The sequence below is a fragment of the Mucilaginibacter mali genome (assembly GCF_013283875.1).
GTDB lineage: Bacteria > Bacteroidota > Bacteroidia > Sphingobacteriales > Sphingobacteriaceae > Mucilaginibacter > Mucilaginibacter mali.
Genome location: NZ_CP054139.1, coordinates 1,320,281 through 1,343,493, shown reverse-complemented (window position 1 = coordinate 1,343,493; position 23,213 = coordinate 1,320,281). Strand labels below are relative to the sequence as shown.

The window sequence follows — 23,213 nt, the reverse complement described above, 5'->3', positions numbered from 1 at the left end:
CGCGTGATCAATTCTCCTGAGATTTTTAAAATATACGAAAGCCTTTGCGCCACACCCAGCGACATTAATGAGTTACTGCCCCATCTGCGCCGGTATGCCGAAAAATGCAGTCATATTACTGAAATGGGGGTTCGCGAACCAACATCAACGTATGCCTTTTTAGCTGGCAAGCCCGTTACATTGATAAGCTACGATATTAAAAGACTACCCGGAATAGCGACAGTGGAGAACCTGGCTCCCGGTACTTTCAAATTCATTTTAAAAGATGTGTTAAAAGCCGATATTGAAGAAACCGACTTCCTGTTTATCGACACATTTCATACCGCTACACAATTAGAACGCGAACTGGCCCGCCATGCGGATAAAGCAAAACGTTATATAGGATTTCACGATACGGCTTACTTCTGGAATTTTGGCGAAGCGCCCTACCCCGGCATGACCGGAGATATATGCTGCGGGCGAGGCTTAAAGTATGCCATTATGCCATTTTTGGCCAAAGGCGGTTGGAAGATCTCCTTTATGACCGATGATAACAACGGCCTGCTGATCATTGAGCGAAAAGCTAAAGGACTGGCGGCTATCGGCCAGCAGATCACGCATCTAAAATATATGCTTTACATCCTCACCAAAAGGCCACGACACTTAGCCGAACGTGTTTTCGCCCGCTTGTTTTCACGATCATAAACAATCCGCATGGCGGCAGGTTAATTATATACTTTATGAAGGCAATAATTATTACCCAACCCGGCGACCCTGAAGTTCTGCAAATAGGAGAACACCCAAAACCCACAGCCGCGCCTGGCGAGGTGCTGATAAAAGTACATGCCGCCGGTATTAATCGCCCCGATGTGGCCCAGCGGAAGGGCAACTATACACCACCTCCCGGCGCACCACAAGATATCCCCGGATTGGAAGTAGCCGGCATTATTGAAGCCATTGGCGATGACGTTAGCCGCTGGCAGCCGGGAGATAAGGTTTGCGCATTAGTTGTGGGCGGCGGATATGCAGAATACTGTATAGCCCCGGAGGGCCAATGCCTGCCTGTGCCACCTAATTTAAATTTTACTGAAGCAGCATCTCTACCCGAAACCTTTTTTACGGTATGGAGTAATGTGTTCGACCGCGCCGGGTTACTGCCCGGCGAGACCTTATTGGTGCATGGCGGCAGCAGCGGTATTGGCGTAGCGGCCATACAAATGGCGAAAGCTATGGGCAACACGGTTTACGTAACAGCTGGCAGCGATGAGAAGTGCGCCTTTTGCGAAAAGTTGGGCGCTGCTAAAGCCATTAATTACAATACACAAAGCTTTCAGGGTGAAGTTGCCCGCTTAACCGATGGTAAAGGCGTTGATGTGATATTAGATATGATAGGCGGTCCGTACACGCCAGATAATCTACAGATACTGGCTAATGATGGCCGGCTGGTGATGATCAACAGCATGAAGGGCAAGGATGCTCAGATTGATCTGTCGCTGGTAATGCGCAAGCGACTGGTAATTACCGGATCGACCCTGCGCAACAGGGATGTGGGTTTTAAAAGCGCTATTGCGGAAAAGTTAGCGGAGCATATCTGGCCCCTGCTTGCTTCAGGTGAAATTAAGCCCGTTGTTTATAAAGTATTTGCGGCTGATGAAGCTGTCAAAGCGCATGAGTTAATGGAGAGCAGTGCGCATATCGGGAAGATCGTGCTGGAGTTTGAATGATTTTAATTGTAGAGGCGCATATTTGTGCCCCGCATGTGCAAAGCTCGTCGCGGGATAACGGAAATCACAAGAGAGCCACAAATATGTGCCTCTATGTTTAAGACCTCACGCACAGGCTGCTCAACCTAAACCCGATTGGACGGAAAGCTTTTGCGCGGACAAGTCGTACGGGTGGCAGCAAAACTTGGAAGGAAAGCGGGGCTGCTGGTACCGATGGAACGCGGACGATCATTTCAAAAACTCATATCGTAAAAACAAAGATCCCCGTTGGCAGCACTAACGGGGATCTTTGTTTTTCTACCAATCTGATGTGGCGCCGCTGGATGAACTATCAGACGAACCACTATCGGATGAATCGTCCGAAAAGCCACTGTCGTATGATGAATCGCTGGATGAACTTCCGCTATCGCCACCCCAGTTACCCCAGCTTGACGGCTGATTACCGCTATCATCGTTACTACTGATATTGTTTGAGTTATAATTACTATTACCCTGGTTTTGACCCTGGTGATGATCGTTCATATTATCCTGAATAGTACGCGCGGCATATCCTGCCGCGGCGCCCAGCACAGCGCCGGTAACTACGTTGCGCACGGTATGATCTGGCTGTTGGTAGCCTGGCTGGCCATAACCCGGGTTACCATACCCGGGGTTACCCGCAGCCTGACCGGGATTATAATAGCCTTGATTATTGGCATTGCTGTTATTATAAAACTGTTGCATGGCCCGCTGCTTCCTGTTTCTTACGCTTCTGTACCAAAGTATCAGGATCACCACAACAGCTACAAACAAAAAGCCTACTATGGTATCACGGTTACCGTCATCGGCTTTTGCCGGCGTTGCCGGCGCGCTTACTGCCGCGGTAACCGCCGTTGGGGTTTTCTGCGTGGCAGGCGCTTGCACTTGCAGGGCCGAAGAAATTTGATCTACCAGTATAACTAACCCACCATTGTAATCCTTCCCGCGGAAGGATTCCTTCATGTAATCCATTATACCCGTACATTTTGCCGAGGTAAAAATATCGTCGAGGTTTCGTGCTACTTCAATGCGCTGTTTATGCTGATCGATAGCGGCAACATATACTATCCCCTTTTTATTTGTCCCAACATGCCATTTTTTTCCTATCAGCACCGCAAAGTCCTGTATATCATATGCGGCCGGCACTTTGTTTACCAGTACTATAGCCAATTGCACTTGTTTTGCTTTTTCAATCTCAAAAATGCTTTTGTTCAGATCGGTTATTTGGGCTTTTGTTAAAACGCCGGCAAAATCATTTACATAGGTATTTTTTTCAGGCTTGGGGATCTGCGCTATTGCAATTTGGGCAATACAAACCCATAGAAGTAATAAGGTTTTTTTCATCGGGTAAACCGTTTTTATTATGATTTAATAATATGATGAAATAAGCAAATATTTTGCAGATATACAAAACATCGCACCTTATAAATTACACCAATAACTGAATAAATTGCCAATAGTGTCAATTTTAGGGCGATATTATTTTTCCATACAAAATTTTTTAATACAGGTGTTTTTTTATCGCATAAAAAATTTAACTTTGCACCACTAAAATAGCACCCCATAAACAGGGCGCCAACAGTTTAACAAATTCTTTAAATACCAGGTTATTTATGCCCAATATTGGAAAAATATCTCAGATCATCGGCCCGGTAGTTGACGTTAGCTTTGCTGACGACGCTCACCTGCCTCGTATCTTTGACGCTTTGGAGATCACCAAAGACAACGGACAAAAAATTATTCTTGAAGTTCAGCAGCACTTAGGTGAAGACCGTGTACGTGCTGTAGCGATGGACTCGACCGATGGTTTACTGCGTGGCATGCCAGTAGTTGACCTTGAAGCTGCCATTACCATGCCTGTAGGCGACAGCATCAAAGGCCGTGTATTTAACGTGGTTGGCGATCCTATTGATGGTTTGGTTAGCCTTGACAAAACTGGTGGCCGCCCTATCCATAACCAACCTCCACGTTTTGAAGACCTTTCAACCGAATCTGAAGTACTGTTTACCGGTATCAAGGTTATCGACTTGTTAGAGCCTTATGCAAAGGGTGGTAAAATCGGTCTGTTTGGTGGTGCCGGTGTAGGTAAAACCGTACTGATCCAGGAACTGATCAACAACATCGCGAAAGCATATTCTGGTTTATCGGTATTTGCCGGTGTAGGCGAGCGTACCCGTGAAGGTAACGACTTACTGCGCGAGATGCTGGAATCGGGCATTATTAAATACGGCGAAGAGTTTATGCACTCGATGGAAGCCGGTGGCTGGGACCTGAGCAAAGTAAATGTGGAAGAAATGAAGGATTCGAAAGCTACCTTCGTATTCGGCCAGATGAACGAGCCGCCGGGTGCACGTGCACGTGTGGCATTGTCAGGTTTAACTTTAGCAGAATACTTCCGTGATGGTGACGCTGAAGGCAAAGGCCGCGATATCCTTTTCTTTATCGATAACATCTTCCGTTTCACCCAGGCAGGTTCTGAAGTATCGGCGTTATTAGGCCGTATGCCATCAGCGGTAGGTTACCAGCCAACCCTGGCTACTGAGATGGGTATGATGCAAGAGCGTATCACTTCGACCAAGCGTGGTTCGATCACATCTGTACAAGCCGTTTACGTACCTGCGGATGACTTGACCGACCCTGCGCCGGCCACAACCTTCGCCCACTTAGATGCTACTACCGTACTTTCACGTAAAATTGCCGAGTTAGGTATCTACCCTGCGGTGGATCCACTGGATTCAACCTCGCGTATCCTTAGCGCTGCTATTTTAGGTGATGAGCACTATAATACTGCACAACGCGTAAAAGAAATTCTGCAACGCTACAAAGAGTTACAGGATATCATCGCCATCCTTGGTATGGACGAGTTATCTGAAGAAGATAAACTGACCGTATCGCGCGCACGCCGTGTACAACGTTTCCTTTCGCAGCCATTCCACGTGGCCGAGCAGTTCACCGGCTTAAAAGGTGTACTGGTTGACATTAAAGAAACCATTAAAGGTTTCAACATGATCATGGACGGCGAAGTTGACGAATACCCTGAAGCAGCCTTCAACCTTGTAGGTAACATTGAAGACGCTATTGAAAAAGGTAAAAAACTGTTAGCTGAAGCGAATGCTTAAAATATGCAAATGTGCGGATATGCAGATGTGCAAATTACATCTGCATATTTGTACATAAGCACATCAAACATGCAAACGGGCAGTACGCAAATCAAATCATTTGCATATCTGCATATTTGCACATACGCACATTAAAAAAATGATATTAGAAATCCTAACTCCCGATAAAAAAGTATTCGAAGGCGAAGTAAATTCGATCACCCTGCCGGGTACTATGGGATCATTTGAAATACTGAACCACCACGCTCCTATCATCTCTACTTTAGAAGATGGTAAACTGGTAGTGCGCGGCGCAGGCAAAGCAGAAGATGTTTACCTGATACATGGCGGCGTTGTAGAAGCATCTAACAACAAAGTTATTGTACTGGCCGAGGGTATCACCCATAGGTAAGCATATCTTCTTTAAGATTTTGAGGAGCCCTGCGATGAATATTGCGGGGCTTTCTATTTAATTTGAAAAATGAACGATAGTACTACTTCGGGAGCTTCTGTCCCGCTCTCTGTCCAAGTTTTACTCCATGCGTAAAGCTTTACCGCCGATCTGGTTTAAGGTGACTTTATTTATTCTCAATAGCTTCAAATATTGCATCCAAAGATGAAATAGCGTTTTTTAGCAACTCCCCAAACCCCGTCATTTGCTCATCGTGAATATCTCCATTCATTGCAAATAAATCATTCTTCCTTTCTAATTCTTTAATTTCGTAGATTTTTATAACCTGATCAATTGATAAATTAGTATCTTTTGAAATCCTCTTAATTTTGTCTATTAATTCCAAAACCTTATCGGTTTTAACATTTACATAGTTCCGCGGCTGTTGATCAAATAATGTTCCCATAAATGTAAATCTATTAAAAGGCTATTAACTAAATATGATTGTTGAAAAATATTAGATAGTCGTATTTTATATAATCGCTCCCACTAACATCCCCAAAAACTCCCCTGCCTTCCCGTAGTCCAACTCATCATACTCTAACCCCATCAGCCTGATATTGGCATAGTACGTTTGATGATGGTCATAATAGTATTTTTCCGATTGCATATACCAGGCCTTCTCCCCTAACTTCTGCGCCAGGAACCATTTTTCCAGCAGGCGGGCTGTGCGGCCGTTACCATCTTCAAACGGGTGTATCTTTACAAATACCAGGTGTATGAGGGATGCGAAGTATAAAGCCTCTTCAAATGTGAGTTTGGCGCTAAGCAGTTTGTCGATATCCCGGTATAGTTTTTCTATTTCGGTTTGAACCTTATCCGGTGTACAGGCCACATATTCTATCTTGCCATCAGGTGTCATCACGAACATATTCATCGTGCGTATCTTTCCGCGATGGGCTACCTGCAGGATGTGTTTGGTCAATAGCTTGTGTGCCGGCTGTATGTTACCGGCAGTTAATGGATTCTGCTGGGCGAATTGGTAGGCTTCGTACAGGTCGTCTATCTTTTGGGTATAGTCGGGCAGGAATTTTACGTTCAGCTTTTTGTGTTTGATGAACGAATCTAATTCGATATTCTCCCCTTCTATTTTAGATGAAAACACAGCTGATACGGAGGTATAAAAACTGAACGTACCTGCGGATAAAGGGTTGTCTTCCAGCTCTTCAAATGCTGTTTGTACCGTTTTATCGACCTGTTGTGTATAGGTCTCCAAAAGCGCGACGGGCAATATTTCTAAAGCTATTTCCTCCATACTAAACGTTGGTGAAGTTAATACTTTAAATGCCGTTTTTCATATTGCACCAATTACGAAAATCGCGGGGCTTTTTTTGTTGGTTGTTTTTATCTAAATTTGATTATAAAGATTGACAGTTATGACAACATTAACCATGAGGGAAAAGCTGATCACATATTTAGCTGAGGCCGAAGACAGTAAAGTTAACGCTATGTATATTCTGCTCGAAAAAGAGATTGAAAATGTTACTGATCAATTTATTTTGACGGATGAGCAATTTGAAATACTTGAGAAAGAACACGAATTGCACATAAGCGGCAAAAGCAAATCGTATACCAGGGAAGAGGCCGATCAAATAATAAGAGGATTACGTTCGTTTTAAATGTACAGGTTAATCCTAAAACCCAGGGCCATTAAAATGGCACAGGAAGCTTATGATTGGTATGAAAAGGAACAAGCTGGTGTTGGCGAGATTTTTCTAAAAGAACTGTACGGTTGTATCGACAAAATTGAAGCTTGGCCGACAGTATATGCAAAAGTAAAAGATGAATACCGACAGATCAATTTAAAAAGATTTCCTTACGTAGTCTTATTCAGAATCATTCAAAACGATATTGTGGTTTACGCAGTATTTCATACCAGCAGAAGCCCGAGAAAGAAATATAAAAGAAATTCTTAAAAATATTTCTGCACTATCTCCAACATCTCACCTGTTATCTTGCCATTAGTAGCCAATAATTCCCGGGCTTCCATCACCTCATCGCCACCTTTGTAGTTCACTACCTCGCCTCCAGCCTGGCGTACGATGACCACGCCGGCCGCTATATCCCATGGATTAAGGTTATACTCATAGAAAGCCTCGAAACGGCCGCAGGCGGTGTATACCAGGTCTACCGCTGCCGAACCTATACGGCGCAGGCCGTGGCAGCTTTTCATTAATTCGGTAAACAGACTAATGTAGGCCGCTTGCTTGCTGAAATCGTAATAAGGGAAGCCGGTAGCGATAAGACTATCGGCAACTTTGGGTTTATTGCTTACGTGTATCTCTTTGCCGTTCAGGTAAGCAGGCTGGCCTTTGCAGGCGTAGAAGCATTCGTCAAGATTTACTTCGTATACCACGCCTAAAACCAGTTCGTCGTATTCTTTAAGGGCTATACTTACCGAGAAACAGGGCAAGCCATGGATGAAGTTGGTGGTCCCATCCAGCGGGTCGATGATCCAGTTGTATTGCTCGGCAACAATGGTTTTGGTCTTCTCTTCGGTAATGAAACCGGCCTGGGGCAGCAGTTTTTCCAGTTCGGATACGATGATCTGCTCGGCGGTTTTATCTACATAGGATACCATGTCGTTCAGGCCCTTGTATTCTATCTTATCCGGATTGAATTTGGCGCGCTCCTCACGGATAAAGGCACCGGCTTTTTTAGCTATTTCTACTACTTGCGGAAGTATCTGTTGCAGCATGATGACGTAATGATAAACTGAATGAAAATGCCTTGTGTATAAAAAAACTGGCGAAGAACAAGCTTAACGCCGCTACCGGCCTTGCTACCGGCGGGTAAAAGTTCATCTTGTTAACAAACAACTCTAACAAAGCCTGGTTTGCAAAAAAACCGATAATAGCCACCGCCGTAAACCTGAAAAATTGCTTACTGAAACTGGTCTTCGATTGGGTAAAAACGATATAGCGGGTCATCAGGAAATTGACCAGCACACCAAGGAAGAAGGATACGGCCAGCGATACCGTAAAGTTGCGCAGGTTCATGCCCAGTACGCGGTAATACTTCTGCTCGAAAATATTATGATAGAACAAATAGAAGCAAGTGATATCGACCACAAAACCTGTCCCTGCCGACAGCACAAACCTAACAACCTCGTTTTTAGAGATCTGCTTAATGTACGATTCGGCCATTAACCCGCCCCCTGTAGCTTTTTATCGTGTAAGCGGCCATTATAAATTAAGCCTAAGCCGCCCAGTACCAGTATCACCGATATCATTTCGGCCTGGGTGAATGGTATACCAAACAGGTGATATTTGGTATTCACCCTGATCAGTTCTACAAAAAAACGTTCCACGCCTGCAAGTATCATATAGATGCCAAACAGCACACCCGGCGATTTAACCTTATCGCGTATCTGCCATATCAATACAAACAACAGCAGGCAAACAATGCATTCGTAAAAAGGGGTTGGATATACAGGTTCTTTTAAAGCATAGCAAAATTTACCAATGCAACCAGCAATGCGGTTATCCGGATCCATTTCGGCCACATTGTGCGGGTAATTGAACGACCACATCCAATCGGGTGCCCAGCTTAACCAACTTGGTTTGGCTTGCAGGTTAGGGATACCCCAGTCGCCGTCGCCGGCCATCTGGCAACCTATACGCCCCACACCATAAGCCAGCATCATACCGGGAGCGCCGATATCAAGCATGTTTAAAGGTTTGATACCATGTTTATTGGCGACATATAATACAGCAGCGCCTCCGCAGATCAGACCGCCGTAAAAGGTCAGTCCGCTAAAGCCGATCAGGTTTTCAATAGGGTTTTGCAGGAAGCGGTCCCAGTTCTCCAGGCAGTCGAATATCTTAGCCCCCGCAAAGCCAAATACGGCCGCCCATAGTAAAATGCTGCCCATCAGATCGTGCGGATGCACGGTTACTTCTTGTTTTTTAGGTTCGGGCAATTGTTGTTTTTTAGCTTCGTAATAAGCCCAGTAGGCAAAACCCACACCAAATAATATCCCTCCTATCAGGTTTCCCCGGCTGGAAAGGATGAATGCCTGGGTATCGTCTATCAGCGCGTGGTAGTTAAGCGCGGCATCAACCAATTTGTAGCCGATTATAAAACCGAATATACCGTTGCCGATAATATCGCCCATTTTCGGCGCTTCGCCAACCGTAATTGTTTTTCTAAACGAATGGATCACCCCCAGTTTTTCCTTGCGCTTAAACTCCTGGCTGAAAGCCCAATAAGCGGCCATAAAAGCTATAGCTACAAAAAAACCGAATGTTTGAAACGGAAGTTGAATATTGGCCCCGGTAAAATATTGTATTAAACTGGAAAGGGTTGGAAACATCAGAAAATAATTTGCAACGAATATATCAATTAATGTACTAATATTTCCACGGCTTCTGTGATCTCCACATCACCATCAGGTGAAATATTTGTTAATTGTACCTGTTTTACCTCGTTTACCAATACGGGATCGAATTTGGTTTTTACCTTTACATAATTGCGGGTGAAGCCGTGCATAAAGCCATCCTTAATATCACCCTCAAATAAAACCTCGGCCTGGTGGCCTAATTGGGTCTCGTAAAAGGCACGGCGTTTCTTTTCGCTCAGTATGTGCAGCATCTTGCTACGGTCGGCACGGGTAGAGCCTGGCACTACGCCGCTCATTTCGGCCGCAGGTGTATTTTCGCGTTCGCTATAGGTGAAAACGTGCAGGTATGATATATCAAGATCATTCAGGAAGTTGTAGGTATCCACAAAATCCTCGCGGGTTTCGCCAGGGAAGCCGACGATCACATCCACCCCGATACAGCAATCGGGCATCAACTGCTTTATTTTAGCCACCCTGTCGGTATACAATTCGCGGCGGTAGCGGCGCCGCATCAAACCTAAGATCTTATTATTACCACTTTGCAGCGGAATATGGAAATGCGGCACAAAACGTTTTGATTGCGCTACAAATTCAATGATCTCGTCGGTTAGCAGGTTTGGCTCAATAGATGAGATGCGGATGCGGTCGATACCTTCTACCTTATCCAGCGCTTTCACCAGGTCCACAAATTTATCTTTGCGTTCACCATCGCGGATGCCGAAATCGCCCAGGTTAACGCCAGTCAAAACAATTTCCTTAACGCCTGAAGCCGCTATTTGCCTGGCCTGCTCAACCGCATTCTCGATGGTATCGCTCCTGCTTGAGCCACGGGCCAGCGGGATGGTACAAAAGGTACATGAGTAATCGCAACCATCCTGTACTTTAAGAAAAGTGCGGGTACGGTCGCCAAATGAATAAGCGGATACAAACTGATTAGCCTCACTTACCGGCTGGTTGTAAACAACCGCCTTGGGCTTTTTGGTAAGATCAGTGATATGATCGATGATCTGGAATTTTTCGGCGGCGCCTAAAACCATATCCACACCCGGTATCTCGGATATTTCCTTTGGTTTCAGTTGCGCATAGCAGCCAACAATGGTAACATAGGCGTTTGGCGACACCTTCAAGGCCTCTTTAACTACCTTTTTGCACTTTTTATCAGCATTATCGGTAACCGAACAAGTGTTGATCACATATACATCGGGTGTATCGGTAAAGTCAACCGTATCATAACCGGCCTGGTTAAACAGGCGGCCTATACTGGATGTCTCCGAGTAATTCAGCTTACAGCCTAATGTATAAAATGCTACCTTCTTATTCATTTTAAGGCTGCAAAGGTAGGGAATTTAGTGATTAGTTAAGTAGTTGATTAGTGGTTTTTGCATTAGGCTGACGATTGATAACCGTAAGGCAACTAATCTCTAATCAACTAATCTCCATCCACTAACCTCTAATCCCCCTTCTCCGCTTCCTTTATTACGGCGCGGATACGCTCATCAAGTTCGTTAGCTACGGTATCCATATTTTGCAGTACCTCCTTGCTGGCTTTGTAATTATTGGCTTTTATCACGTTAATTAAACCCATAATTGATGCAAGCGGCTGACGTACCTGGTGCGATTGAATATGAGCTATGCGTAGCAACGCATCGTTCAATTTAGCGTTGTTTACCTGCATTAGTTTATTATTATGCTTGATAACGCGGTATTGGTAAAGTATTATACCTGTAAAAAGCACAAACACTAACAATCCTATCAATATCCAAAGGGCCTTGCGGTTAGTGTCCTTATTAGTAGCCCATAACGAAGCGATTTGCTTATCCTTATTTTTTATATTATACTTCAGCTGCAACTCGGCTATTTGCTTTTCATTACTGGCTATTTGTAACGAGTCGTGCATTTCTACCGATCGTTTTAGCGCCGCGATAGCAGGTTCGTAATTTTTTGTATAAAGGTAGCACCAGTGCATGGCTTCATAAATTTCCATCTGCCGGTAAGGCAGATTGGCCTTGCGCGACAAGGTGATGGCGCTATCCATAAAGGCTACCCCCTTTTCATGCTGCCCCATATAGTAATAAGCCTCGCCCAGCCAGTTATACGAGTAAGTAAGCGAGCGGGGCTGATTATATTTATTAGCCAGCACAACTGCTTTCCGCGCGTAAACAAGGGCGCTGTCGTATTTACCCAATTCTTTATAAGCCTGCCCAATGTTGTTGTAAAAACGGATGCGCATCTTTTCATACTTCGGCTGCGATTCGGCCATTTTCAACGCTTCAAATTGCATTTTCAAACTGGTATGATCGTTTTGCGGCTGATGGGTTTTACGGTAATAGCCGTGGGTAAACATGGCATGCAAGCCCAATAATGAGATCGTCCACGAAGTATCTTTATTTAACCTTGCTATTTTAAGCCCGTTGATGCAATCCTTAAAAGCGGCATCGTAATTGGTGTTTTCCTTATGGATGTTGGCCATAATGGAATATAGCTCCGGCACAGGTTCGGTAAGTTTCCATTTCTGGGCGTTATCCAGGGCCTCAAGCGTAACCTTCATGGCGGTAGCATAATCGGCGGTTAGCCAGTAGTAATATGCTTTAAGTATGCCGGCCTGAACTATCCCGTTCTTATTATCGCGGAATTTACTCACGCTCTCTAATTCCCAGGCCACGGCCGGTAAAGAATCTACAACACCATTCCGCAGTTTTTGTCCCTTGGCAATCAGCGATTTGATCAGTAAACTGTCGGCGTTAGGTGTAGTATGATATTTATCCCCGCCAACACCGATGCTTTGCCGGCAGGCTTGCACAGTAAGTGCCAGGAAGAATACAATAGCTAATTTAAGGGATCGGGTCATGCGGTTGAAAATCAACCGAATGTAGTAATAATTTACGAATTATATTAATAAGCAATTCATGTGGTAAAAACTATTCGCTCCACCTGTAGCTTTCGTTCTCCAGTCCCATTAAATCTATAACCCGGTTCACCACGGTCATAGCTACATCCTCCACAGTTTGCGGGTTGCTATAAAAAGATGGAACAGCCGGGCAAATAATGCCGCCGGCCAGCGTAATGGTTTCCATATTGCGGATGTGGATCAAACTGAAAGGCATATCGCGGGCTACAAGTATCAGTTTGCGGCGTTCTTTTAATATCACATCGGCAGCGCGGGTGGTCAAATCATTTGATATGCCGCCGGCAATACGACCAAGCGTCCCCATACTGCAGGGTACGATCACCATGGTATCAAACTTTGCCGATCCTGAGGCGAAAGGCGCCATAAAATCCGCCTTATCATAAAACTTAAAGGAATAATTTTTATAACCTTCATTACCCAATTCCAGCTGCCAAACCTGGCGGGCATTATCGCTCATCACTACACCAACTTCGGTAATTTGTGTATCCAGCTGCTGCAACTTATCGAGCAATAATTTGGCATAAATGGCCCCGCTGGCCCCTGTAATGGCAATAATGATCTTTTTCCCCATAATATCGATTGCGGCAAATTTAACCTTTAATTTAAAGGCACAAAAAAAGGGTCGATTACTTTCGTATTCGACCCTACATCTACCTATGAAAAACATACCCTATGAGAGGGTAAGGCAAAGGTAGTAACACTTTTTTATTTATTAACAAATATTTTACTTTTTTTTACACACCCTTAACATGGTGTTCATCAATAAGTGTTTGGATGATCCCGTCGACCATTCCCACACTTGGAACATAAATATTTTTAATGCCCGACCACTTCAGTACACTAAGATAGATCTCGCAGGCAGGTATAATTACATCGGCCCTGTCCTGGTTAAGACCAAGCACATTAATACGGTCTTTCAGCGAGAACGAGTTAAGATAATTATACAACGATTTTAGCTTGGTTACCGACAATGGATTGCCATCCTTTTCTTCGGCCAGTTTATACAACTTGTTGATGTTACCACCGGTACCTATGCCCGACAGGCTTTTAAAGTGCCGGGTATGTATGCGTAAAAACTCTTTCATCTCCTCCCAGGTCTCGTCCTTATCCTGGTTATCTAAAATGCGGATGGTACCCAGGTTAAATGATTGCGACGCGATCATTTCCCCCTCCGAAAAAAGCGATAGTTCGGTGCTGCCACCGCCCACATCTATATACAGGTAGTTTTTACTTTTATCGATGTTTTGTTCAACATGGCTCGAATAAATGATATTGGCTTCCACATCACCGCGGACGATCTCAAGATCTATCTCCGCCTCGTTTTTTATGGTCTCTACAATATCGGCGCCATTCTTCGCCTCACGCATGGCCGACGTGGCACAGGCCCGGTAATGGCTCACCTTGTAAACATCCATCAGGTTTTTAAATGCCTGCATGGTTTTTACCAGGTCAGCGGCCTTACGGTCGGATATGTGCTGATTTAAAAAAGCATCGTCGCCCAAACGCAGGGGTACGCGTATCAGGGTGTTTTTTTTAAACGATATGGCTCCGTTACTTTCATTTATATCGGCTATTAATAACCTAACCGCGTTCGATCCGATGTCAACTGCTGCGTATCTCAATTTTTAAGGTTTTTATTTTTTAGGTAATTATAAATATCTATTTGTGCCCTGGTCAGCGTAGCTGATTTTGTTTTGTGGTACTTATTGGTATTACCGGCATTTATTTCGCGGGCCTTGGTATTATCTTTTAGCTGGATATTGATGATATCGCGGATCTCCTTACGCAATTCCTCGTTATATATCGGAAAACCCACTTCTACCCTGTTATCAATATTACGGGTCATAAAATCCGCCGAAGTAAGGTAAATCAGTTCGTTACCGCCGTTGCAATAGATCTGCACGCGGGCATGTTCCAGGTATTTATCAATAATACTGATCACTGTAATATTCTCACTGGCGCCTTTTACCCCCGGTATCAAACAACACATCCCGCGGATGATCAGTTCTATTTTCACCCCGGCGTTACTGGCCTGGTAAAGCTTGGCTATCATGTCCTCATCGGCCAGGCTATTCATTTTCAGCACCATATAAGCTGGCTTACCCGCCTTGGCGTTGCCAATCTCGTTATCTATCAGCTTATAAATAAACGGTCGCGAATCAATTGGCGATACCACCAGGTGTTTCAGGTCGCGCGGCAGTATGCCTTTATTAATAAATTTAAACACCTGCGCCAAATCGCCGGTAAGCCTTTTACTGGTCGTAAGCAGGGTATGGTCGGCGTATATCTGGGCAGTCTTCTCGTTAAAGTTACCGGTTGACAGGGTGGCGTAATACACCGGCTTCCCTTTTTCTATGCGTGTAACCAGGCATATTTTTGAGTGTACTTTATAACCCGGAATACCGTAAATTACCTTTACCCCTTCTTCTTCAAGGCGGTTACTCCAGTGGATGTTATTCTGTTCATCAAAACGGGCGCGCAATTCAACCAGGCAATTTACTTTTTTACCATTTTTGGCAGCATTAATCAGCGCGTTTATAACGCGTGAGTTTTCAGCTAATCGATAAACTGAAAGACTGATCTCCTTCACCTTTGGGTCGATAGCGGCCTCTCGCAGAAAGTGGATCACATAATCAAACGACTGATATGGCGTACTGATCAGGAAATCGCGCTTGGCAATGGCAGCCATTATACTTTTTCCGAATGAAAGATCGTCAACCGGCAATGGGTTATACTTTGCATACTCCAGGTCGGGGCGGCCAACGTTGGGGAATTTAATAAAGTCTTTAAAGTTTTGGTAACGGTTACCGGGTATCAGGCTTTCCTTGCCCAGGTCCATTTTTTCAACCAGGTATTCCAGCATATCAACCGGCATTTCGGCATCGTACTGTAAACGCATGGGTTTGCCCTTCTTACGTTTCTGCAAGCTTTTGGATAAGGCATCAATAAACTTTTCGCTCACCTGCTGGTCAAGGTCAAGCTCGGCATCGCGGGTAAGCTGTATAGAGTAAGCCTCGATACTATCATGCTCGAAAATGAAAAAAATATCCTCCAGGCTATAGCGGATAATATCATCCAGCAGGATAATAAACTTCAGGTTATTGGTTTCGGGCAGCACCAGGAAGCGGGAAACCGTATCAGGTATTTCCATCAGCGCCAGCCTTGTTTTATTATTTTTGCGCAGCCTCACAAAAAAGTAAATGGCACGGTCGCGCATTTCGGGCATTGAGCCATGCCCGTCAAGCATTACCGGCACCATATTGCTCAGCAGTTTTTCCCTGAAGTAGTTTTTAACAAACGTACCGCGGGTTACGTTCAGTTGGGCATCGCTTAGTAGAAATATCCGTTCATCGGCCAGTTGCTTAACAATAATGTTTTCGTACAGGTTGTTGAACTTCTGCTCCTGCTTTACTACAAGGTTCTTAATTTGGTTGAGCAGTTTTTTGGGGTTATAGCCCAACAATTCCTTAGCCTTCTCGTTCAAATTAGCCAGGCGGGTAAGCGTTGCCACACGCACGCGGTAAAACTCATCCAAATTAGATGAAAATATGGCCAGGAAACGCACACGATCTATCAGGGGCACAGTGGGGTCGGCAGCTTCCTGCAAAACCCTGTCGTTGAAATACAGCCAGCTGATCTCCCTGTTTATTAATGGTACACGCGGATGAGGCATAGTTTGAATAGTATCGGCTAACGGCCTTTCAGCAAATCTGCCTATTTATTTGTTAAGATAATATTAAATTAACAGCAACAACTGAACAGTAATGAACGTTTTGCTAATTTTAACTTTTAGGTTTGCTACCGTCTGAAAACCACCAAAAACTAAATCAAAACGAAGTATACAGGAAAGAAAAGATATATATCGCTACGCTGGCAAATAATTCATGGTCAATTAATGTAAAGAATGCCTTTAAATTCTTCCTCAATTTGTTTAAATTGAAGAATAGTTTTCATTGCCATATCATCAATCATACTATTGACCTGTTTCATTCGCTTTTTACTAACTTTCAAAGGAATCTTCAAGCCTTCTTCAGGGTCTAATTCATTAATACGAAATGCCGCTTGTTCTTCTTTTAGAGTTTTGAATATTGCGACATTGAAAAAATACTGTGAAATAAGGTTCGCAATACTTTCATCTATAAATAATGATGCGATTGATAATTTGTCGCGCAACTCTGGACTTTTATCCCTTGAATTTTCTAAATATTTTTTAAGATCGTCAATGTTATCCGGTAACCAACCATAGTAAGATTCTAATTCTTTGCGGTGATTTAGAAGTTCTTGATGTAAGGCAATTATTAAGTCAAATTTCTTCCTCGCAAATTCGGACTTTTCGATTTGAAAGCTTATATTTTCTTTTTGCAGGTTGGATTTATAATATTCCATCTTTTTATCAAAGGTATGCTCAATGCTTTTAGAGATAAATCTCTTTCCTATGAAAACACTTACAGATGTTCCTGCGGCCGCTGAAAGAAAGGGTGTTAGTATTTGCTGTATAAGGCTATCAGGCATAAAATGTTTTTTGTTCTAAGATAAAAAAAGAAGAACAATCCGCCTGCTTCTTTGGCTACTAATCACATCTTCAAAAAACAACATCTAATGCCGAAATCTTGGCGCTTCCAAATTACCAATAAACACCTTAGCTTAGTATAGATGAACCAAGCCATCAATTTCTTTTGGACTACTTTGTGCTTTGGCCCGGTGATTATTTGCTGGTGTTTTGCCGATAGCCTGGCGCCGTGCTACTGGTTTTTAGCCGTCGGCTTTTTATGCCTGTTTATTCCGATGCGCTGGCTGCAACTGAGCGATAAGCCGGCTTTTTATACAGGCCTGGGTATTAAACTGTTCCGGAAGTTTGTGCAAAATGGCGATTATGTTAACCGTGCGATCAGGAAAAGTAACCCCGCACACCGGGTTATAAAAGGCAGGCAGGGCCCGGCCAGCTATATGAAAACACTGGCCATGTACCATGCTTACCATTTTGGCTGTCTGGTATTTTTCACACTGACGGCTATTCACGCCTTTATACAAGGGCAATATTTATTTGCTATGCTTATTATACCCGCTAATACTTTATACAATATCTATCCCATATTTTTGCAACAATACAACCGGGCACGGGTAGCTAAAGTAACCGGCCGGCAAACAATATAATGTGTTTGGCCGTAAAACACCCAATCGTTATTAACTAACCATTATCTTTGTTCCCTATAAACCATTACCCGATATGCCATCATTTGATATTGTAAGCAAAATTGACGGGCAGACGCTCGACAACGCTATCAACACCGCCAAAAAGGAAATATTGAACCGTTATGATTTTAACGGATCGAAAAGCACCATTGACCTTGATAAGAAAACCAACGTGGTAACCATTGTTACCGAAGACGATATGCGCCTGAAAGCCATTACCGACTCCATCATCAGCCGCATGGTTAAGCAACAACTTGACCCTAAAGCACTTGATTTTGGCAAGGAACAATACGCATCGGGCAATATGATCCGCAAGGAGATCACCATTAAAGAGGGCATCGACAAGGAAGCCGCTAAAAAGATCGTTAAAAAAATAAAGGATAGCGGCCTGAAAGTACAGGCATCTATTATGGACGACCAGGTACGCGTACAAGCTAAAAAGATAGACGACCTGCAAGCCGTGATCAGCTTGTGCCGTGGCGAGGATTTTGGGCAGCCTTTGCAGTATATTAATATGCGGGCCTAAGGTAAAAGTTGTCTGAACCAGAATTTGCCGAATTTTTGAATTTTCAGAATTCTGCTCATTCTTGAATTCTGAAAATTCCGGTTCAGACATTCTTTGTGGCTAAATTGCCACACCCCTTCTTTGAAAATTAATTTTTTAGTTCATACTTTTATTGTATGCTAAAAAACCTCATCATCCTATTCCTGCTCTTCCCTGCTACCGTATTTGCCCAAAGCGTTATTACAGGCAGTGTGCTAACCAAGGCCGGCAATGCCGTGCCCGATGCCAGCGTATTTTTAAGCAATGCCAGTGTGGGCAGTAAAACGCTCGAAAATGGCGCCTTTACCTTAAATAATGTTAAATACGGCCAATACGACCTGGTGGTAAGCTGCATTGGTTTTGAAACTTATCATGAAACCGTGCTGGTAAACGCCGAAGCTATCGCTTTGCCTGCTATACATCTATCGCCCAAAATAACCGAACTGAAAGAGGTTACTATTCAATATGATTCAAACCGCGACAGGCATGTAAAAATGTTTTTGGATGAGTTTTTAGGGCATTCCGAAAACGCGATGCAATGCAAGTTGCTTAACCCCGAAATACTTAACCTCACCTTTGAAAAAAGCACAGGTAAACTTACCGGTAGCACCGACGATTTTTTAGTTATTGAAAATAAAGCATTAGGCTATAATATTAAATATCTGCTGGCATCGTTTGAATGGGACCCGCAGCGGGGATACGTTTCTTATACGGGTTCATCCGTATTTGAACCCATGACCGGCAAATCATCTGACGAAAAGCGCTGGCAAAAGGCCAGGATAAAAGCCTATCGCGGTTCGGATATGCATTTTTTGCGCGCCTGCATTGGCCAGCAGGTAGCCGAAGAGGGCTTTACGGTTTACCCGGTGATCCGTAAGCCTAACCCCGACAGGCCGGCCGACAGCCTGATCAGGGCTAAACTGCAAAAATTTCGCCCGGCGGGAAGTACCCGTATTTTACTGATGACTGACTCTTTGCGCTACTGGTCGGAAAAATCGAGGCTGCCCAAATATATCGACATCATGAATAATACGCCTATAAAGAGCGCCGACTATATTAAGCTGACACAAAAGAAAGGGATATACGCTTTCGGTTATCCAAATCTTTTAAGGATACATTATAAGAGTACAGGCAACAGTTCGATGGTGACGTTTGAAAAGGAATATGCTTATTTTGATAACAACGGAATAATTTTAACCCCTCACTACGTATTGATAGAGGGTAGCTGGGCTTTTAACCGCATAGCCGAATTATTGCCGGTTGATTACGAACTACCCGCAACATTTTAAAAACAGACCCGCTTCTACTATTTAGCTTTCAGCTTGGTATCAAGCAGCTTTAACAGCACATCAAACTCGGCGGGACTATATCCTATAGATTGATAAATGATGCGACCGTTCTCGTCGAGCACTACATTGCGGGGGATAGATTGCGTAGCATACAACTTAAATATAGCCCTCCCCTCGTCGGGCAGCATGGCGAAGGTGTATTTATTTTGTTCTTTAAAAGGCAACACTTTCTCCCAACCCTCTTCACGGGCGAAAGCGAACATCGCGAATTTTGGATTGTCCTTATACTTCTCCCATATCTCTTTCTGCACCCTTGGCAATTCGGCGCGGCAGGGCGGGCACCAGGTAGCCCAAAAGTTAAGCAGCACTATTTTGCCGCGATAGTCTTTAATATCAGCCGTTTTATCCTTAGCGGTGCTAAAACTAAACGTTGGTGCCATATCGCCTACCCTGGTAAGGGTTGATGCATCCGGTGCTTGTGCTTTTACACCGATGGCTAAAATGGTAAGCGCGAGGATAAGGATTTGTTTTTTCATGACAATGGATGTTTAATAATGCAATATAAGATATTACAATGAAAAATTAAGAGGTAGAGAGTCTATCAACCAAATCCGCGTTAGGGATTGGAGGAAAAGCCCGGAGCCGGGGTGGCCCGGGCGCCAGCCTGGCGAGGACTTGTACGGAAAGCCCGGGCCGCAGGCAACGCCATGGTACAGTGATTGGAGATTAGTTAATAAGTGATTACTTATTGATGCGGCAATTTCAAGCCTAAACTCTAATCACTTATTAACTAATCTCCAATCACTGCACCATCTTATTTGCACAGCACGAACTGGCAAAAGCCTCGGGCTTAGCTTTAAACACAAAACCCATGCTTAGGATATAGCCCATCGCCTCGTGCAGGGCCTGGTTGCTTTTAAACATAGGGTTGGTGTTGATATCAGCATGTACTTCCAGGTCTACATCGTACAGGTCTAATAGATCGCACAGTTTGTACGAGATATCGATAGATTTTTGCACCTCGTTAAGCATGCGTTCTTTAATGCTCATTTTTTGCGTAGTGCGCTCCTGGTGGATGTACATGAAACCGCCACGGCCCTCGCGCAGGAATACGATAACGGTGGCAAAATCTGTCACCGCGCCTTTCACCTGCGAGTCGGTACCGATGCATACTTTAAGCTTGTTTCCTAAAGCGGTTTCACGTTCGATGGCGCGTTCTACCTCTTCCATAATGGGAAATTGGATCACTTCCCCGCTGAATTTTCTCCAGGTCATATAAAAATCGTTTTAGGGTGAATTTTTACAACCGCTGTTTCAGGTTTATAAAAATAAGCGATTAACTATCGTATTAACGTTAAATCCAGATAATTTATTTGTTAACATCTCGCTTATTATCAACACATTAATAATATACAAATGGTGGACAAATTGCGCTCCTGCTTTTTATTTCATTGCATAATTACCATCTTTATTAAAAAAACTAAATCAAACCAATGAAACTGAGTAATTACCTATGGTTAGCTATCCCCGCCGCTTTGGCCGTGGGCTGTAAAGGCAAACCAGATGCATCAGGCGATGTGCCTAAACGCACCGTATTTTTCGACAAGGCAGGTATGGATACCACCGTATCGCCGGGCGAAAACTTTTTTAACTATGCCAGCGGCGCCTGGATTAAAAAAACCGAGATACCGGCTTCGGAAACGGGCTGGGGATCGTTTTACACGCTGGATGACGATAACACCAAAAACCTGCACAAGATATTAGAGGAAACATCGGCACAAACGCACGATGCTGGCAGCCTTGAACAAAAAGTAGGCGACCTGTATGCCAGCGGCATGGATACCGTGGGCATCGACAAGTTGGGCTATACCCCTATCAAACCACTACTGGCCCGCATTGCCGGCCTTAGCGATTACAAGGCCCTGGTGAACTTTGCCGCAAGCAGTTTTAAAGATGGCGACGGCTACCTGTTTGGCTTTTATGTAGCGCCCGATGATAAAAACAGCACCAAAAACATGGCGCAATTTAGCCAAACCGGCTTGGGCCTGCCTAATTGCGAGTACTATTCAAAAACAGATTCCGCATCGGTTAAAATACGCGCCGAATACGTAAAATACATTGCCAAACTGTTTACTCTTGTTGGCGACGATGCGGCTACCTCAACTAAAAAAGCTAACGATGTGTTGAAGCTGGAAACCGAGATAGCCAAATCGCACTCCACCCCGGTTGAACTGCGCGACCCGCAGGCTAACTACCACAAATTCCTTGTATCCGACCTGCAAAAGCAAGTGCCCGATATTGATCTGAAGAATGTATTCGACCAGATGGGCGTGAAAACCGATACCGTATTGGTTGGTCAGCCTAAATATTATGTAGCATTGAACGGCTTGTTAAAATCGCAACCGATTGACGTTTGGAAAACTAAACTGGCTTTCGAAACGCTAAACTCATCAGCATCGTACCTGAGCAAGGATTTCCGCGATGCACGCTTCGATTTCTTCGGCAAAACGCTGAATGGCCAAAAGAAGCAAAAAGAACGCTGGAAAACTATCAGCTACGCGGTTGATGGCGGCATTGGCGAGTTGTTAGGTCAGCTTTATGTGGCCAAATACTTTACCCCGGATGCTAAAAAACGCATGCTCGACCTGGTGAACAACCTGCAGGGCGTTTACAAAACCCGCATCGAAAAACTGGACTGGATGAGCGCCGCCACCAAACAAAAAGCGGAAGATAAACTGGCTGCCTTTACCAAAAAGATCGGTTATCCGGATAAGTGGAAAAAATACGATGACGTATCTATCAACCGTGTAAGCTATTACTCAAACATGGAGTCGATCAGCAAACATAATTATGCCGAGCAGTTAAAACGCATAAACAAGGCTGTTGATAAAACCGAATGGGGCATGACGCCGCCAACGGTTAACGCTTACTACAACCCATCGTTCAACGAGATCGTTTTCCCGGCCGGGATCCTGCAATTCCCATTCTTTGATAAGGATGCTGATGATGCTATTAACTATGGTGCCATTGGCGCGGTAATTGGCCACGAAATGACCCACGGCTTTGACGATCAGGGCGCGCAGTACGATAAAGAAGGCAACCTGAAACAATGGTGGACCAAAGAGGATGAAGCCAAGTTTAAAGCCAAAACCCAAATGGTGGTTGATCAGTACAACAAGTTTGTGGTATTTAAAGACCTTAATGTGAACGGCAAACTAACCCTTGGCGAAAACATTGCCGATATTGGCGGTTTGGCCATTGCCTACAATGCCTTTAAAAATACCGAGCAAGGCAAAGGCAATACCAAGATAGATGGACTGACGCCTGATCAGCGCTTCTTCCTATCGTTTGCCCAGGTATGGCGCATTAAAACCCGCGATGAAACCATGCGCATGCGTGTTAACACCGACCCGCACTCGCCCGAAGTTTACCGCGTGAACGGCCCGTTATCAAACATGGTTGAGTTTTATAACGCCTTCGGTATTAAACCGGGCGATAAGATGTACCGTGAGGATAAGGATAGGGTGAAGATTTGGTAAGTGAGGTAAAAGGTTAAAGCTGAAAGGCGAAAGGCCTTCATCAAACGCGCAACGCCCCGGGAATTCCGGGGCGTTGCGCGTTTATGTATTTATCACGGGAACAGCAGAATGTCGAAAGGTTTCGTACC

General features: G+C 44.3%; 24 protein-coding genes. 10 read left to right on the top strand and 14 right to left on the bottom strand.

Translation table 11 applies throughout. The annotated features are described in order from the left end of the window. The first annotated feature begins 3 nt into the window (after window positions 1–3). Together HQ865_RS05790 and HQ865_RS05785 are read left to right on the top strand one after the other, a co-directional pair. The gene (locus HQ865_RS05790) at window positions 4–684 is read left to right on the top strand and encodes a hypothetical protein (RefSeq protein WP_173413980.1); all 681 of its coding nucleotides are present in this window, start codon (window positions 4–6) and stop codon (window positions 682–684) included. Between the two features lie 35 nt (window positions 685–719). Continuing rightward, window positions 720–1,703 (top strand): NAD(P)H-quinone oxidoreductase, encoded by a 984-nt coding sequence (locus HQ865_RS05785; RefSeq protein WP_173413979.1) that lies wholly within the window; start codon window positions 720–722, stop codon window positions 1,701–1,703. Between the two features lie 297 nt (window positions 1,704–2,000). Here HQ865_RS05785 and HQ865_RS05780 read toward each other — a convergent pair whose 3' ends face one another. Then, entirely contained in the window at window positions 2,001–3,065 is a 1,065-nt protein-coding gene (locus tag HQ865_RS05780; protein WP_173413978.1) for a TPM domain-containing protein, read from the bottom strand. A gap of 269 nt (window positions 3,066–3,334) precedes the next feature. On the opposite strand from HQ865_RS05780, the gene atpD reads away from it, so the two are divergent. Next, window positions 3,335–4,840, top strand: coding sequence for a F0F1 ATP synthase subunit beta (gene atpD / locus HQ865_RS05775; RefSeq protein ID WP_173413977.1), 1,506 nt, complete (start codon window positions 3,335–3,337; stop codon window positions 4,838–4,840). 139 nt (window positions 4,841–4,979) lie between these two features. After that, window positions 4,980–5,231: an ATP synthase F1 subunit epsilon gene (gene atpC, locus HQ865_RS05770; protein WP_173413976.1), complete on the top strand. Its 252-nt coding sequence runs from the start codon at window positions 4,980–4,982 to the stop codon at window positions 5,229–5,231. 166 nt (window positions 5,232–5,397) lie between these two features. On the opposite strand, the gene HQ865_RS05765 is transcribed toward atpC, so the two are convergent. Both HQ865_RS05765 and HQ865_RS05760 read right to left on the bottom strand, forming a co-directional pair. Next, a complete protein-coding gene (locus HQ865_RS05765) occupies window positions 5,398–5,676 on the bottom strand; it encodes a hypothetical protein (protein ID WP_173413975.1) in 279 nt (92 codons plus the stop codon). 66 nt (window positions 5,677–5,742) lie between these two features. Then, window positions 5,743–6,525, bottom strand: a complete 783-nt coding sequence (locus HQ865_RS05760; protein ID WP_173413974.1) for a Fic family protein — start codon at window positions 6,523–6,525, stop codon at window positions 5,743–5,745. A 121-nt stretch (window positions 6,526–6,646) separates the two neighbouring features. Here HQ865_RS05760 and HQ865_RS05755 point away from each other — a divergent pair, with 121 nt between their 5' ends. Beyond that, window positions 6,647–6,889 (top strand): hypothetical protein, encoded by a 243-nt coding sequence (locus HQ865_RS05755; RefSeq protein ID WP_173413973.1) that lies wholly within the window; start codon window positions 6,647–6,649, stop codon window positions 6,887–6,889. Between the two features lie 36 nt (window positions 6,890–6,925). Then, complete coding sequence (locus tag HQ865_RS05750; RefSeq protein WP_173413972.1) at window positions 6,926–7,186, top strand: type II toxin-antitoxin system RelE/ParE family toxin; 261 nt, start codon at window positions 6,926–6,928, stop codon at window positions 7,184–7,186. Here HQ865_RS05750 and HQ865_RS05745 read toward each other — a convergent pair. From HQ865_RS05745 to HQ865_RS05705, 9 genes are all read right to left on the bottom strand, one after another. Then, window positions 7,183–7,968, bottom strand: coding sequence for an inositol monophosphatase family protein (locus tag HQ865_RS05745; RefSeq protein WP_173413971.1), 786 nt, complete (start codon window positions 7,966–7,968; stop codon window positions 7,183–7,185). The two genes, HQ865_RS05750 and HQ865_RS05745, sit on opposite strands and share 4 nt — an antisense overlap. Next, complete coding sequence (locus tag HQ865_RS05740; RefSeq protein ID WP_173413970.1) at window positions 7,928–8,416, bottom strand: GtrA family protein; 489 nt, start codon at window positions 8,414–8,416, stop codon at window positions 7,928–7,930. The genes HQ865_RS05745 and HQ865_RS05740 overlap by 41 nt, the downstream gene beginning before the upstream one ends. Next, window positions 8,416–9,585 carry a prolipoprotein diacylglyceryl transferase gene (locus HQ865_RS05735; RefSeq protein WP_173413969.1) on the bottom strand — a complete coding sequence of 390 codons (1,170 nt, stop codon included), beginning with the start codon at window positions 9,583–9,585 and terminating at the stop codon, window positions 8,416–8,418. Before HQ865_RS05735 ends, HQ865_RS05740 begins: the two co-directional genes overlap by 1 nt. Before the next feature lie 29 nt (window positions 9,586–9,614). After that, the gene (gene mtaB / locus HQ865_RS05730) at window positions 9,615–10,934 is read right to left on the bottom strand and encodes a tRNA (N(6)-L-threonylcarbamoyladenosine(37)-C(2))-methylthiotransferase MtaB (RefSeq protein ID WP_173413968.1); all 1,320 of its coding nucleotides are present in this window, start codon (window positions 10,932–10,934) and stop codon (window positions 9,615–9,617) included. Between the two features lie 128 nt (window positions 10,935–11,062). Next, window positions 11,063–12,460 (bottom strand): tetratricopeptide repeat protein, encoded by a 1,398-nt coding sequence (locus tag HQ865_RS05725; RefSeq protein ID WP_173413967.1) that lies wholly within the window; start codon window positions 12,458–12,460, stop codon window positions 11,063–11,065. A 70-nt stretch (window positions 12,461–12,530) separates the two neighbouring features. Further along, window positions 12,531–13,091 (bottom strand): UbiX family flavin prenyltransferase, encoded by a 561-nt coding sequence (locus tag HQ865_RS05720; protein WP_173413966.1) that lies wholly within the window; start codon window positions 13,089–13,091, stop codon window positions 12,531–12,533. 163 nt (window positions 13,092–13,254) lie between these two features. Next, window positions 13,255–14,142, bottom strand: a complete 888-nt coding sequence (locus HQ865_RS05715; RefSeq protein WP_173413965.1) for a Ppx/GppA phosphatase family protein — start codon at window positions 14,140–14,142, stop codon at window positions 13,255–13,257. Beyond that, a complete protein-coding gene (ppk1, locus tag HQ865_RS05710; RefSeq protein ID WP_173413964.1) occupies window positions 14,139–16,193 on the bottom strand; it encodes a polyphosphate kinase 1 in 2,055 nt (684 codons plus the stop codon). The genes HQ865_RS05715 and ppk1 overlap by 4 nt, the downstream gene beginning before the upstream one ends. Window positions 16,194–16,408: 215 nt before the next feature. Then, complete coding sequence (locus HQ865_RS05705; RefSeq protein ID WP_173413963.1) at window positions 16,409–17,032, bottom strand: hypothetical protein; 624 nt, start codon at window positions 17,030–17,032, stop codon at window positions 16,409–16,411. Between the two features lie 141 nt (window positions 17,033–17,173). Between HQ865_RS05705 and HQ865_RS05700 the strand changes: the two genes are divergently transcribed. The 3 genes from HQ865_RS05700 to HQ865_RS05690 all read left to right on the top strand — a co-directional run bounded on the left by HQ865_RS05700 (window position 17,174) and on the right by HQ865_RS05690 (window position 19,546). Next, on the top strand, window positions 17,174–17,674 hold the full coding sequence (locus HQ865_RS05700; protein WP_173413962.1) for a glycosyl-4,4'-diaponeurosporenoate acyltransferase CrtO family protein: 501 nt from the start codon (window positions 17,174–17,176) through the stop codon (window positions 17,672–17,674). Window positions 17,675–17,747: 73 nt separating this feature from the next. After that, the gene (locus tag HQ865_RS05695; RefSeq protein WP_173413961.1) at window positions 17,748–18,239 is read left to right on the top strand and encodes a YajQ family cyclic di-GMP-binding protein; all 492 of its coding nucleotides are present in this window, start codon (window positions 17,748–17,750) and stop codon (window positions 18,237–18,239) included. Window positions 18,240–18,394: 155 nt separating this feature from the next. Continuing rightward, window positions 18,395–19,546, top strand: a complete 1,152-nt coding sequence (locus HQ865_RS05690) for a carboxypeptidase-like regulatory domain-containing protein (protein ID WP_173413960.1) — start codon at window positions 18,395–18,397, stop codon at window positions 19,544–19,546. A 17-nt stretch (window positions 19,547–19,563) separates the two neighbouring features. Here the strand turns inward: HQ865_RS05690 and HQ865_RS05685 are convergent, their stop codons facing one another. Together HQ865_RS05685 and HQ865_RS05680 are read right to left on the bottom strand one after the other, a co-directional pair. Next, entirely contained in the window at window positions 19,564–20,082 is a 519-nt protein-coding gene (locus HQ865_RS05685) for a TlpA family protein disulfide reductase (protein ID WP_173413959.1), read from the bottom strand. Window positions 20,083–20,347: 265 nt separating this feature from the next. Beyond that, a complete protein-coding gene (locus HQ865_RS05680) occupies window positions 20,348–20,821 on the bottom strand; it encodes a ribonuclease H-like YkuK family protein (RefSeq protein WP_173413958.1) in 474 nt (157 codons plus the stop codon). Between the two features lie 218 nt (window positions 20,822–21,039). Here HQ865_RS05680 and HQ865_RS05675 point away from each other — a divergent pair, with 218 nt between their 5' ends. After that, window positions 21,040–23,085: a M13 family metallopeptidase gene (locus HQ865_RS05675; protein WP_173413957.1), complete on the top strand. Its 2,046-nt coding sequence runs from the start codon at window positions 21,040–21,042 to the stop codon at window positions 23,083–23,085. The last annotated feature ends 128 nt before the right edge of the window (window positions 23,086–23,213 follow it).